This is a genomic window from Paenibacillus sp. FSL P2-0136 (genome assembly GCF_037975325.1).
Taxonomy (GTDB): domain Bacteria; phylum Bacillota; class Bacilli; order Paenibacillales; family Paenibacillaceae; genus Paenibacillus_AQ; species Paenibacillus_AQ silagei.
The window spans coordinates 4,400,519-4,413,981 of the sequence record NZ_CP150244.1; the positions used below are offsets into that span (position 1 = coordinate 4,400,519).

The following is a 13,463-nucleotide window of genomic DNA, read 5'->3' on the forward strand; positions in this document are numbered from 1 at the left end:
GGCTATTCTCCCCGCGCGCTGTTCTTATACTCTTTGGGGGATTGTCCGTATTTCTTGCGGAAGCAGAAGCTGAAATAGTTCGGGTCGGCAAAACCGATCCGCTCGGCGATCTCGAACGCCTTCAGCTCGGTGGAACGCAGCAGCTCCTTGGCTGCCTCCAGCCGGATCTGCAGCAGATAGCTGACGAAGGTCATCTTCATTTCTTTTTTGAAAATGCTGCTGAAATAGCCTGTGCTGATATGCAGATGCTGGCACACCCTGCCGATGGATATATCGGATTCTTCATAGTGGCTGCGGATATATTCCTTAGCCTGGTCAATGAGCTGCTTGTAGCTCGACTGGCGCTCCGAAGCGATGGAATCCATCAGCCGGCTGCATACGGTAATAATCCACTGCCGGGCTTCTTCCAGGTTGTTGAATTTATTCATATCGCTAAGCGAGGTCAGGCCGGGTCCGATAAAATCATTCGTTCCGCTCCCGGATTCCTTCGCCACCCGCAGAATGGAGGTAATGATCTCCAGCAGGAAGATCTGATAATCCTGCGCCGAGACCTGCTCCGTATCCAGTCCCCGGAACAGCTCGTCCACGACCTCGCGCAGCTCCTGGACGGTGCCCAGCTTGATCGTGCGGATCAGCGACTGCTGGGTCAGCTCATCATAGTCCAGCATCCGGCTGGACCGTGATTCCACATCCTCAATCCAGATGACCCGGTTGTTGCCGAGGATCAGCCGGTAATCAAGCGCTTGCAGCGCATCCCCGAAGGAATGGAACAGCATGGACGGTTCCTTGCAGACGGTTCCGGCCCCGGCGGTTACGGTAAACTTCAGGAAGCGCTGAACATTCTGGCAGATCTCTTCGAGAATGGCGAAGGTTCTGGCGGTAATGTCGCTCTCCTCCGGGCTCTGGCTGACCGAGAGCAGCACAACATCATCCCGGTGGATGAATACCTTGCCGAAGCCATGCTTCTGGCAGATCTCCTCCGCGATGTTCAGCACAGCATAGAGCTGGAGATTACGGTCGCCGGTATCCCGCAGGGACACGGGCCGCTGAGCTTGAACGGCGGAAGAATGGTCCGGGCGGATATAATCGATGCTGATCACGGAGGACTGGAAGCATTCTCCGGTGAGGGGGATGCCGTACTCTGTGCTTTTCTCGGCGATCTCTGCGGAGCGCAGGCGGCGGGACACGAGGGTAGAGAGGAACTGCTCGCGCAGAACGGGCAGGCTCTTGCGGTAATGCTCGCTCAGCACGAACACATTCTCCTTCTCGGCGATCTCGGTCTCGATCGTGGCGCGAACCTTCAGCAGAACATCAATCAGCTCCTGGGACGAGAAGGGCTTCAGGATATATTCATCAATCTGCAGCTTAATCGCCTTCTGGGCGTATTCGAATTCATCATAGCCGGTCAGAATGATAATCTTCGTATTCGGATGGCGGCTGCGTATCCATTCTGCAAGCTGCAGGCCATTCATAAAGGGCATCTGAATATCAGTAACGACCACATCCGGCAGCAGCCGGTCGATCGCATCCGCCGCCTCCCGCCCGTTCTCAGCCTGCTCAACGACCTCGAAGCCGTACTGCTCCCAGTCAATCTGGGCGATAATGCCTTCTCTTACATCTTCCTCGTCTTCGGCGAGTATTAATTTGTACATGCTTCATCCCTCTTCGGCATAGAATATGGAGGTTCACAGAACTATAATAGCTGATTCAAATGGCCCGATCTATGGTTATATAGACAGGGCTGCGGATCACGTGGGGGGGCACTATAGTGACAGAGATAGTGACTGATTTTGTGACAGCTACAGTGACTGTTATTGTGACAACTGTAGTGAATAGGAGCAATTCACTATATAGCGTGGCCTGATATAACGCAAGCGGAAATTATGTACATAGGTTAGAGGCATTTAAGATTAGGGACACTCAAGATTAGAACTCAAAGCTTGGTCGTCGCTGCGGTGAACGTTTGGCCCTCCCGCCGCTGCCCGGTTTGGATTTCTTGATTTTAACCGCTACTCGCGGTAGAAATCCAAACGCAGCTTTTCTTACGATGCGAGCTTTCCTTCGTAAAGCTTTCAGGCGGACGCTATCGCTCCTCCAGTTCCTAATTTCCCCTCCGCTTCTTTAAGTGCTAATTTATATAAACAACAAGTGGATTTCGTATACTTAATTTGATTATTTTAACCAATTAGGCTATTTCAAGTGGATAAATTACATTTGTTCCTGTGGATTTGCTCATAACGCGGGGATTGTAGACGAATAGATGTATTTTTTCCAACTGCTAGTCTGAACACGGAAATTTCGGGTGAAATAGATGCTCTTTTTCCACTAAATTCCGGGGGGCAGCCTCAAGGAGAAGGCGGAACGGGGAGCATTCCAGACAAGCGGCAGCGGATTAGCCGCGCTATCTCCAAAAAAAACCATCCCGATTACGCCGGGATGGGGATGTTCGGTTACACGTATAGGATTATAGCAGGGCTTTGTTGAAGCGGTAGCCTGTTGTCTTTTCAAAACCGATATGGCGGTAAAACGCATGTGCAGGTGCACGTTCAACGCGATTGCCGCTCCGCAGGAACAGCTGGCAGCAGCCCTGATGGCGTGCCCATTCTTCCGCTGCAGCTACGAGTCTTTTGCCAAGGCCTTGTCCTCTAAGCTCCTCTGCTACGATCAGCGCGGTAATCTCCGTAATACAATCGGCATGCTTGTAGTAGGACTTCACCTGCCGTAAACCGATCATTCCCACAACTTCGTTATTGAGCTCTGCGACGAGTGTGCAGTGGAACGGATCATGCTCCATGCCTTCCATTCTCTCTTTCATCACGCTAAGCGTTGTCGGATAGCCGAATTCACGCAAAAGGGCTGTCACTCTCTCCAGATCATTCATGCCGCATTTGCGAATTTGCAGTACCTGCTCCTGAGTACTACTGTTCATCCTTGTATACCTCCACTTGTAGCTTAGACGCAGCCTGCTTGGCCGTCATCCGCGCGATTTCAATATCTTCCGCTGAACTGAGTGTTACTGCCATCCGCCGTCCCGGGCGGATCTCCGGCTTGCCAAATATCCGGACCTGCGTGCGGGGAAGGGCCAGCGCCTCTTCAATCCCGGTCACCGCAAAAGCTTGTCCGGCTCCATCAGTCTTCAGGGTGGCCGAAGCTCCCGGTGTCAACAAACGTACCGCTTCCAGCGGAAATCCAAGAATGGCTCTGACATGCAGAGCAAATTCCGACAAATCCTGCGTAATCATTGTAACCATACCTGTGTCATGCGGCCGGGGAGACACTTCACTGAACAGAACCCCATCCGCGGTGAGGAATAATTCTACTCCAAAAATTCCATAACCGCCAAGCTGATCGGTAACCTTCCGGGCGATGGCCTCAGCCTCTTCCAGCTGCGCCCCGCTCATCTGATGCGGTTGCCAGGACTCTACATAATCGCCATCCTGCTGAATGTGGCCGATCGGCGGACAGAATACGGTTCCGCTAACCGAGCGGACGGTAAGCAGTGTGATCTCGCTCTCAAACGTAACAAAAGCCTCTACGATGACGCGTGTTCCCTTCGCACGAGCGCCTTCGAGCGCCGTATTCCAGCAGCCTTCCGCATCCTCAGGTGTTCTGCACACGCTCTGGCCTTTGCCGGAAGAGCTCATGATCGGCTTAATGACACAGGGCGTTCCCAGCTCCGACACTGCCTGGCGTAGTTCGTCCAGACTGTCAGCAAACCGGTAGGCTGCTGTAGGTAGGCCCAGCTCTTCTGCCGCCAGACGGCGGATGCCTTCGCGGTCCATGGTCAACCGTGCAGCACGGGCGGTAGGAACAACGAGGAATCCTTCTTCCTCCAGTTCCACCAGCGCCCCGGTAGCAATGGCTTCAATCTCCGGTACAATCAAATCGGGCTTCTCTATACGGATAAGCTGCTTGAGTGCCTCTGCATCCAGCATGTCCAGTACATAAGAGCGGTGGGCCACACCCATCGCGGGTGCTGCTTCATAACGATCCACAGCTACGGTCTCTACGCCAAGGCGCTGAGCTTCGATAATGACTTCCTTACCCAGTTCACCGCTGCCGAGCAGCAGCAGCTTTTTACTCCGGGCTGATAAAGGAGCTCCCCACATTGTCGACTCCAACCTCTTTTCGCAAATTTGTCTGCTGACTTCTCTGTTTCTGTAAAATGTCGCAGTTTGATTGTAAATTTTCAGTCTTCTTTATTTTCATCCATCATCCACCAGATTGCAAGCATTCTTCGACATTTTCCTACAAACTTCACAGATGGCTGTTCAACAGACTTGTGAAAACGGTTTTACTGTCCCTTTTAGGGGGCAGCACCATTTCATTGAGAAATACAAGGATATGTTATCAAGTGCATGGAACAAATTCATCCTAACGGATGAATGGGATTACCTGCGCTCCGGCACAATGTATGCTGTTTTTCACATACACTTGGGCCACGCGCCTGCTTAAGAGCACAATGTATGCTGTTTTTCACATACATTTGAGCCATGCGCCTGCTTGAGAGCACAATGTATGCTGTTTTTCACATACATTCCGCCTTTAGGTGAGATCAGATACACTGCTGCTCCTCACGGCGAGTCTTCAGCCACATTCAGCCACAAAGTCACTCTATGCATCATTCAAAAACTCCCAACCACAAATTTACGCACACCTTGGCCACAACAGGAGGAAACTATAGTTCTTATACAACGACGAAAGCCTGCTCCTGAAGCCGTAATTCTTCGGCGATCCGGCCCCAATGCTGCGCACCATCACCCCCTTTCAGCAGCGCCGACATGGCTGCCTCCTGTTCGGACAGGCCTTCACGCAGCTGATCTGCAGCCTGGGATAAGGCGGCTGCTGCTGCATCGGTATAGAATGTCAACAGAGAGTCCTCCTGTCCTTGCGCCGCCGCAGCCACCGCTTCTTTGAACCACGGCTCGGCAGCCGCGCGGATCTCTGCCCGGCCCGGCCCCTCAAAGAAGTGGCGCGGAGATTTGAAGCGGCTCCACAGTCCGGCCCAATCCAGCGGAGCCAGTACGCAGTCCAGCTTCGCCGGTGCCGGCCAGCGCTCATCCGGATTCTCCAGCAGCTGAAGCTCCTGAGCCGGGATGGACAGCTCGGCTGCAGCCGCTGTAGCCGCCTGGGTCACGAATCTGCGCCCTGCCGACTCCAGCCGCAGGGTCGTTGCCCACAGCTCCTGCTCCAGTTCAAGCAGAATACTGCGCTCCAGCTCCCGCCCGCAGGCGATGAAGATGTCCTTCAGGTTCCCTCCGTCTTCCCGGAGAATGGAGGGATGGAAGGACTCCTGGAAGGAACGCCCGAAGGAAAAGGCAATCCGCTGCCGGACATGATAGAGCAGCTCCGCACCTTCTCGGCGCAGGTCCCGGAGCGGGCGGTCTTCCTTAGCAAGTGCGGCCAGCCGCAGATTCGCCGCTTCCCGGCGCTGGCGGAACTGCTTCATCCCTTCCTCCTGCTGGTCTGCCTCCATCAGCGCAAGGCGTTGCCATTCTTCCGCGCGCCCACGCACCGAGCTTAGGCTGTCCCTGGCTGCTGCCAGAGATAGTCCCGGCAGTTCATCACCAGCGAACGTGGAGAGTGCGGCTTCAAAGCTGCCGAATCCCGAGGCCTCGTAGGCTTCCGCCGCTCCGCTTGACTTACCCTCCAGCGCAAGCAGGCTGGACACGCTGTAGATCCGCGGCGAGGTCAAGCCTCCGGCCCGCAGATTTTGTGCCACATGCTGCTTCACCTCTTCAAGCTCCGCCTCGTCCGCTGCGAGGTCTGCGGCGTTGATGATGAAGAACATTTTGTCAAGCGCGAAGCTGTCTTTGATTCTTCCCAGCTGGGCAAGCAGGCTGCGGTCAGCCTTGGAAAAGGCGTGGTTATAATAAGTCACGAAGCAGATGGCATCGGCGTTCTTCATGTAGCCGAAAGTTACACCAGTGTGCCGGGCATGTAAGGAATCCGCACCCGGCGTGTCCACTAGTACAATACCGCTCCGTGTCAGCGGACTGTCATAATACAGATCCGTGCTCTGCACGAAGCAGGCGCGCTTCTCGTCTGCAACCAGGCTGCGGTATTCCGCCAGACTGACCGTCCGCTCTGTTCCGAGCAGCGGACGGGACTCCTCCCATCCGGCGGCAGCTGCCCGCAGGAATCCGGCATGCGGCAGCGCGGACGGATGGAGCCCGCCGGTCTGCAGCCGGGCCACGGCTGCGGTCCACGAGTCGTGCTGCGGCGTCGGCAGTTGCAGCACGCTGAAGGAATGGAGGATGTCCTCCCAGACCTCCTCCGCCCGCTTCATGGTGATGGCCGCCGTCCCGTGGGCGAAGCCGCCCTCCGGCGCCAGAATCCGCCCGACGGCAGCCGTTGCCGGATGCGGCGACACGGGCAGCACCTCTTCGCCCAGCAGGGCGTTGGCGAAGGAGGATTTGCCGGCGCTGAACGCTCCGAACAGCGCCATCGTGAAGCGGCCGCCGGCGAGATCCTCCGCCCGCGCCGCCAGGCTGCGCGCCGCCGAGGCCATGGCCGGCTCGCTCCGCAGCACCCCGGCCGCCGCGTGCAGCGCCGCAGCGGCCTGCGTCGGCCGCGGCGCCCGCCCATGCGGCGTTGCCGTTCCCGCCGCCCAGGCCGGGGCGGCGCCGGGACTTGCCGCCGCTGCCACGCGCGGCGGCGTTTCCGGGCTGGCGGCGCTGAGCGCGCCAGCCGCCAAGGGCGGCACCCCCGGCAGCGCGCCGGGGGTGAGGGTGCGGCGCGGCGGCAGCAGCGCCGCAAGGGCGTCCGCGCGGGCGGCAGCCGCGCGGTCCAGGGCGGCCAGCGCGGCGTGGGCCGCAGCCTGCCGCCGCAGGGCAGCTTCGCGGCGCGCAAGCTCCGCGCGCCGCTCCTCCACCAGCGGCGGCAGCGCATCCAGCAGCGGCTCGCCGAAGGCCAGAACCGCGCGGCGGAACTGCGCCTTAATCTCTGCCGCAAGCGTGCGGCAGAAATTAAGCAGCGCCTCGCCCGAAGCCCCGGTCCCCGGCTTCACCTGATCCGCCAGCCACTGCTGGCTCACCGCCGGGAAAGCCTGCTTCAGCCGAGGCTCCGCCTCCTCCTGCCACAGCTCCAGGCCTTCCGCCCATTCGCGCACGAGCTGGAGAGTGTGCCACTCCAGCTGGGCAGTGATCTCTCTCTGCTGAAGGCTGTGCCAGTGCAGCAGCCGCGCTCCCTGCTCCTTCTCCCGCTTCGCAGCGGTGAAGAACAGGCCGCGCCGGAAGCCCGGCTGGAGGCTCTCGATGTATGCACCCGCCGCGTCCCGCAGATCGGCCGGCATCAGATTCGTGTTGCCGAGCAAGGCGTCCAGCCTGCTGCGCAGCTCAAGCAGCGCCTCTTCAGGCAACTCCTCCAGCGATGCTTCCTCCTGCATCGTTGCCCGGAGCTCTGCTTCCACAGCTTCCGCTGCTGAACCGCCTGCCTCTTCCAGCAGCGCAGCCCGCTCCTCCTCCTGCTGCTCACGATAATCCGCCAGGACAGCATCCGCCGTATGATGCATGGAGCGGGACAAGCTGTACTCCAGCAGCCCCTGCCGCTGCTCCAGCAGACCGGAGATCACCGCCAGCAGATCCTTCCACTGATTCAGCGGATGCTCCTCCATCTTAAGCGAAGTGAACAACAGTCCCGCAGAATGAATCCCCCATTCCCGGAAAGCGCTTTCCACTTGCTGCCGGTATTCCTCCAGCGGAATTTCCTGCTCCCTGTGCTTATCGATCTGATTGATGATCAGGTACAGCGGCTTGCCCCAGTCGCTAAGGCTTTTGGCAAACGCCAGATTATTCTCCGACTGTACATGATTGTAATCCATCACATAGAACACCGCATCTGCCAGATGCAGCGCCGAGCGGGTCGCCGCCTGATGGCCCTCGTCTGTCGAATCTACGCCAGGCGTATCCATCAGCACCCCGTGATTACCCAGCACCGGGACATCCTCCCACACCTCTATCGCTGAATATTCAGTTCCCTGGCGGCAGTAATCCTGAAGCCGGTCAGGCGTAGTCTTGATCACCCCGGGATTCCCTCCGGTGCTTCCGTCCACCGGATGAAGCAGCACCTGCGGTGCTCCGCTGCGGATCGATACAATATTGGCGCTGGTTGGAACCGGACCCGAAGGCAGCACGGCCTTACCGCAGAGCTTGTTAATCATGCTCGACTTCCCCGCCGAGAAATGTCCGCAGAATGCGAGTGTCAGCTCATCTGCCTGCTCCTTCACCTTTAGATCCGCTACGATCTGCGCACTCTTCTGTTCTCCCCATTGCCTCAGCCGCTCCTCAAGCAGCCTAAGCGCTGACGACCCCGCTGTAACCTGCTTCACTCTTTCCCGTTCTGCTCCCACAACATCCCCGCCTCCGCTGCGATCTATAGCTTCTTTCATTATTATTACATTTGTATGATTTATCTCACTGCAAGAATAGAACAATTATATTTTATCATCAGATCGTCACAAATCAAATGTCCACATTTACAAAATCAGCTATAAACCTTCACGAAAAACAAGATTTCGCAGATGGCATTCCAATCTCGCCCGTAACTCCTGCTTTTATGGGTTCGCAAAATAACCCCACAAAGTGGGGCTTTAGCGTAGGTGATGACTCAGGTACTTTGCAGGGACCCCAAAACATATACATTCTTCTCTGTCAAAAAAAGAGGCTGCCCCGTCAGCCACTTGATGGCTATGGGACAACCTCTCTAATCAACTTCAACCGAATTAAGCTGTTTCCAGCACGGGAAGCAGGATTTCAAAGACTTTGCCGTGCTGCAGAATGGTCAGGCCACGGGATTTGTCTTTCATTACGACAACCTCTGGCTTTGCGGACATACGCTCCAGGTAGAACTCAGGCACATCGCCGGAATGGCTGATTGTGATGCCTTCCACTTCCTGCTCTTCGTTCTCTTCCATCGGGCTGTCCACAACGCGGTCAAAAATATCAGAGAACGCTTCAAAATTATCAGTATATACAGAAATGCACTTCATCTCTATCCCATCCTCTTCTTCTCTAATTCTTGGTTAGCTTTCGTATGATCCTTAGCTTTCCTGATTACAGCAGTTTTCATACGTTTTTTGCCCTCCCGGCATACATCCAGCAGCGGGCAGATCTGGCACCCGGGATTCTGAGCCTTACAGTGATAGCGCCCGAAAAAGATCAGCCGGTGGTGCGTCAGCGTCCATTCGTCACGCGGCACCGCCTTCATCAGCTTCTTCTCCACTTCCAGCACGGAATCTTTCCAGCCCGCAAGTGCGAGCCGTTTGGCTACCCGTTCCACATGAGTATCCACGGCAATCGCCGGAACGCCAAACGCATTAGAGACGACCACATTGGCAGTCTTGCGTCCGACACCAGGCAGGGTTACCAGCAAATCATGGGCCTGCGGCACTTCACCCCCGTACTGCTCAATCAGGATTGCGCAGAGGTTCTGAATATGCTTGGCCTTGTTGCGGAATAGACCAATCCTCCGGATATCCAGCTCCAGCTCTTCCAGCGGCACTGAGATATAGTCGATCGGAGCCTTGTACTTCTGAAACAGGTCCTCGGTCACCTTGTTCACTGTTGCATCCGTACATTGAGCTGAGAGCAGCACGGCTATAGTAAGCTCAAAAGCGTTGCTGTGATTCAGCTCACAATGTGCATCAGGGAACATGCCTCCGATAGTGTCCAGGATGTGGCGGACCTCTGCAGCTTTCATAGCGTCCCCTCCACGGAGCAGGTATGACTGCAAGTTCTCTTACAGCATATCTTCTCAAATCTGAAGAAATATAAGCAAAGATACATTATATCGTATACTTTCATAGCGTTCAAGCGAACAGCCTGCTGCCCTTATATTTCAAAAAAAACGCCTTGATCCAAGGCAAAACCAAGGATCAAGACGGTGTTTCACACGGAAAATCACCAAAACGATTATTGTTTCACAATTTCTACAACCTTGCCGTTGTTGAAATACATTATAATATTATCATTTTCTTTGAGAGATTGCACGGATAAAGTCGTGTCACCTTGATGAATATATACATTTGGGGCAAGACCAAACGTATAATTCTCAGTCAGCGTGGCGCGTTTGGTCAATATTTCATTCGTTGCGCTGTCATAACGGGAGAACGTCCGGTTCAACTGACTGAACACGGAGATGATCACTACACCGCTGGCATCCTTACGCACCAATACCCGGTCTGCTGTGGTAAGTCCGCTCAGAGCGTTCGTTGCAACACCGTCCCGGAGGATTCTCACTCCGCTGCCCGCAGTGAAAGGCTGGGAGGCTCCCGTATAATCCTTCACGGTGAACGTACCTGCTGCGGCATCCACTGCCGTTACCTGTCCGGCAACCTGTTTAACCGTCTGCAGGGACAGCGGTGTAGAACCGTCGAAGCTGAGATTTACGAAATCTCCGGCCTTCAGCTCAGTCAGCGCGATCTTCTGGCCTGCTTCGTTGGTAAGCGGCACATTCGCCAGGTTCAGCTCGCTGCTGTTGCTGCCATCCTCAAGCTTCACGGTCATTTTATTAGTGCCCGCATTGATGGTAGCAATCTCGAACTGGGACGACCCGTTCACACGCAGCACAGAGATGAGCTCCTGATTGCTGGCAAGCACTGCCGTTACCGGCACATTGAGCGGAACATCGGTGATGACTGCCCCGCTTTTGCCAAACATTTCAATGGCCTGCGGATAAGACATCGTCAGCAATTGTCCGTTGCCCAGCTTGAACACAATCGTTCTGGCCGAAGTATTGATAGCCGTCAGGGTGCCGGAATATTTGGTCGTCAAATCAACAGACATTGCACGCTCATTAATGGAGGTCACATCAATCTTGCGGTTCTCAACCAGTCTGGACCCCATCGTGGTCAGCGAAGTGGTAAGCAGTCCGCCGTACGACATCTTTGTTTTCTCATCCATTTTGACCACATGAGCCTTGCCGTTATTGTCCGTGAAGGTCAGGTACTGGGTCTTAGTGTTATAATCCACAACGGTAGCAGCAGTGTACTGTTCAATTTGACGGCTCAGCACCTCAATCTTGGTCACCTGATCATTGCTGTTCAGCGTAAGCTGCACATTGTCTCCGCCTGTTTTGTCAGCAATCAGGTCAGCCATCACCGGACTTACGGCGTTCGGAATCACAATGGCCGGATTAGTAGCAAGCAGATTAACCTCACGGGTGCCATCGCTCTTCTGATAGACTATCGTCGAATCTGTCAGCTCATAGATGAAGCCCTTCACTATGCGTTCCACTCCCGAGGTTACTTCCACGGAACGGATCGCATTATCCTTGATGGTATACGAGACAGCAGCACCGGCTTTCAGCTCTGCGGGCTGAATAATAGAGCTCTGGGAGCTGAACAGCGTAGTCCCTTCTTCCCATTTGAAGGTTTCAACTGTGCCGTCGGCATTCTTGAATGTAATGCTCTTGGCAGCAGTGTCAACGCTTTGAACCGTGCCTTTAGCCGTCTTGTTCACAATACCGGAAGTGACCTGCACCTTCACAACCTTGCGGGAACCGGTGAAGGTTTCACGCAGCAGCGTAAGCTTGCTGCCGGCGGTAATCGAAGCAGGCTGAATAACGGCTCCATTCACATCCAGGAAAGCCGTGCCTGAATCGTAGGGATACTGATCATATCCGTTCGCGGAATCGACCCAGATGATACCCGGCGTATGCTTGGTGAATACACCTTCCGCCTGCTCAACCTGAACTGCCGGGTCTGTCAGCTCTACATATGCTGCGCTATAGGTAGCTCCAATTACAGTTACTTTCGTATAGGGCTGGATCTCGTTCAATGTGATGCGATTCTCGGAGGTACTGGTGTAGTAGGCGGTATTGGCATTCAGAGTGAATTCCAGCGTATTGCCGTTAGTGTACAATCCCAGCTTGCCGTCTTTGAGAGCACTTATTGTTCCTTTGAACGTATTGTCGTATTCCAGGCTATTATGCGCTTCAGCACGGCTGAAGAAGGTAGCCAGCTGTGCACGGGTCACAGCGCCTTGCGGATCGAAGCGGTTGCCGGTTAGCCCGTTAGCCAGTCCCAGCTCCACCGCTGTGTTAATATAGCCGCGTTTGTTCGCGGACACTTTGGCATCATCAGCAAAGCCTGTCGGCCGGCCCGCAGCCGCAGAAGCGGATGCACTCTGGCCAAGCGCACGAATCAGCAGCTCAGCTACCCATTCACGACTGGCCTTTCGCTCGCCCCACGAGCTTTTTAGATTATCTGCAGCCATCTCCGTGGTCTTATCCAGCAGTCCTTGCTGAAAGGCCAGGATTACATATGGCTTATAATAGTTCGTAACAAGGAAATCATTAGGCAGCGCAACTTCGGTACTGGTGTTCACATTTCCCTGCAGCTTCATGAAGCGTAGCGCCATCAGCACCGCTTCCTGCTGGGTCACAGAATCGCCAGGACGGAACAGGCCGTTATTGCCGACCACAATTCCCTGGGTTGCCAGCTTATAGATATGCTTTTCGGCCCAGAAGCCTGTCTTGACATCACTGAAGATCCCTGAACTAGTTGCAGCCGTCTGCGAAGTCGCTGCAGCAACGGTTGCTCCGGTTGAAGCGTTGTCGGCAAAGGCAGCGCCTGCCCCGCCAAGCACCATCGCACCGGCCAGAACGGCAGATACCGCTTTTACAGAATAAGATTGAACCGTACGCTTTAATCGTTTTGGACCGGACAATTCGATATTCCCCTCTCTATGGCTTATCTGGATTTTCTATGTTGTTAATTTCGTTAGCCATCCGGCTTATTCCTGCCAAATAGCCTACAATCCGTTGTTCTCGCGGGTGATGGGATGCACAAGATCCACATGCCCCATCAGACTCTCCACCTGTTCTCCGTCTACCAGCACATCGATATTTTTCACTTCATCGAACTGGAAGAACATCTTGGACAATGCGTCGATCGCCAGAGCCTCGCCGCCTGCGCCAAGCTGTGCCTCATCCGGCTTATGAATATCCATCACAATCTGTCCATTGGAGAACTCAAGTGATTTCAGTTCAATCTTGTTCCACAGCGGAATCTGGTCAGCATTATCGCTCTTCTGGAGTGTTTTGAAGGCTTCCTTATATTTCTCCTCCTCATTCTTGAAGGTGATGGAGACATCAGCAGGAATCAAGTCGTTCTGTTGCAGGTCTGTATAATACGTCTTGATCTTGAGGCTCTGCTTCTCAGGCACTGCCGGTGCCTCCGTAGCCGCCGGAGTAACCGTTGCTGCAGGCTCAGGCGTGCTTGTAGCTGCCGGTGTGGCAGCGGGACTAGCGGTACTGTCATTCCCGGCATTGTTTCCTTCAGCGCCGCTGGATACCGAGGTTGAATCCTGACCGGACGCATCGGCCGGTGCAGCAGTAGGTTTGTCGCCGCAGCCCGAAATTACGAGAAGCAGCAGCGCAGCGATCCCTGCATATGTCAATTTCTTGTTCATTTGATTAACCCCCTCAGATGAATATGGGCAGGAGGGACCGCAAAGTCCTTT

The 13,463-nt window shown here is 55.0% G+C and carries 8 protein-coding genes; all 8 read right to left on the reverse strand.

What is annotated here, in order from left to right; genetic code table 11:
* Nucleotides 1–2: 2 nt before the first annotated feature.
* Nucleotides 3–1,652 carry a response regulator gene (locus NYE26_RS18695; RefSeq protein ID WP_339249245.1) on the reverse strand — a complete coding sequence of 550 codons (1,650 nt, stop codon included), beginning with the start codon at nucleotides 1,650–1,652 and terminating at the stop codon, nucleotides 3–5.
* Nucleotides 1,653–2,464: 812 nt separating this feature from the next.
* Nucleotides 2,465–2,929 carry a GNAT family N-acetyltransferase gene (locus tag NYE26_RS18700; protein WP_076079220.1) on the reverse strand — a complete coding sequence of 155 codons (465 nt, stop codon included), beginning with the start codon at nucleotides 2,927–2,929 and terminating at the stop codon, nucleotides 2,465–2,467.
* Entirely contained in the window at nucleotides 2,919–4,109 is a 1,191-nt protein-coding gene (purT, locus tag NYE26_RS18705; RefSeq protein ID WP_339257535.1) for a formate-dependent phosphoribosylglycinamide formyltransferase, read from the reverse strand. The genes NYE26_RS18700 and purT overlap by 11 nt, the downstream gene beginning before the upstream one ends.
* Before the next feature lie 578 nt (nucleotides 4,110–4,687).
* A complete protein-coding gene (locus tag NYE26_RS18710; RefSeq protein WP_339249246.1) occupies nucleotides 4,688–8,350 on the reverse strand; it encodes a dynamin family protein in 3,663 nt (1,220 codons plus the stop codon).
* A 372-nt stretch (nucleotides 8,351–8,722) separates the two neighbouring features.
* Nucleotides 8,723–8,989 (reverse strand): hypothetical protein, encoded by a 267-nt coding sequence (locus tag NYE26_RS18715; RefSeq protein ID WP_036697991.1) that lies wholly within the window; start codon nucleotides 8,987–8,989, stop codon nucleotides 8,723–8,725.
* Nucleotides 8,990–8,991: 2 nt separating this feature from the next.
* On the reverse strand, nucleotides 8,992–9,699 hold the full coding sequence (gene nth / locus NYE26_RS18720; protein WP_036697993.1) for an endonuclease III: 708 nt from the start codon (nucleotides 9,697–9,699) through the stop codon (nucleotides 8,992–8,994).
* A gap of 212 nt (nucleotides 9,700–9,911) precedes the next feature.
* Nucleotides 9,912–12,668: an S-layer homology domain-containing protein gene (locus NYE26_RS18725; RefSeq protein WP_339249247.1), complete on the reverse strand. Its 2,757-nt coding sequence runs from the start codon at nucleotides 12,666–12,668 to the stop codon at nucleotides 9,912–9,914.
* Between the two features lie 84 nt (nucleotides 12,669–12,752).
* Complete coding sequence (locus NYE26_RS18730) at nucleotides 12,753–13,412, reverse strand: GerMN domain-containing protein (protein ID WP_339249248.1); 660 nt, start codon at nucleotides 13,410–13,412, stop codon at nucleotides 12,753–12,755.
* Between the last annotated feature and the right edge of the window lie 51 nt (nucleotides 13,413–13,463).

Bases quoted from the DNA above. Each gene is read 5' to 3' on its own strand.
- NYE26_RS18695 (WP_339249245.1), bottom strand. From the start codon at position 1,652: ATGTACAAATTAATACTCGCCGAAGACGAGGAAGATGTAAGAGAAGGC.
- NYE26_RS18700 (WP_076079220.1), bottom strand. From the start codon at position 2,929: ATGAACAGTAGTACTCAGGAGCAGGTACTGCAAATTCGCAAATGCGGC.
- purT (WP_339257535.1), bottom strand. From the start codon at position 4,109: ATGTGGGGAGCTCCTTTATCAGCCCGGAGTAAAAAGCTGCTGCTGCTC.
- NYE26_RS18715 (WP_036697991.1), bottom strand. From the start codon at position 8,989: ATGAAGTGCATTTCTGTATATACTGATAATTTTGAAGCGTTCTCTGAT.
- nth (WP_036697993.1), bottom strand. From the start codon at position 9,699: ATGAAAGCTGCAGAGGTCCGCCACATCCTGGACACTATCGGAGGCATG.
- NYE26_RS18730 (WP_339249248.1), bottom strand. From the start codon at position 13,412: ATGAACAAGAAATTGACATATGCAGGGATCGCTGCGCTGCTGCTTCTC.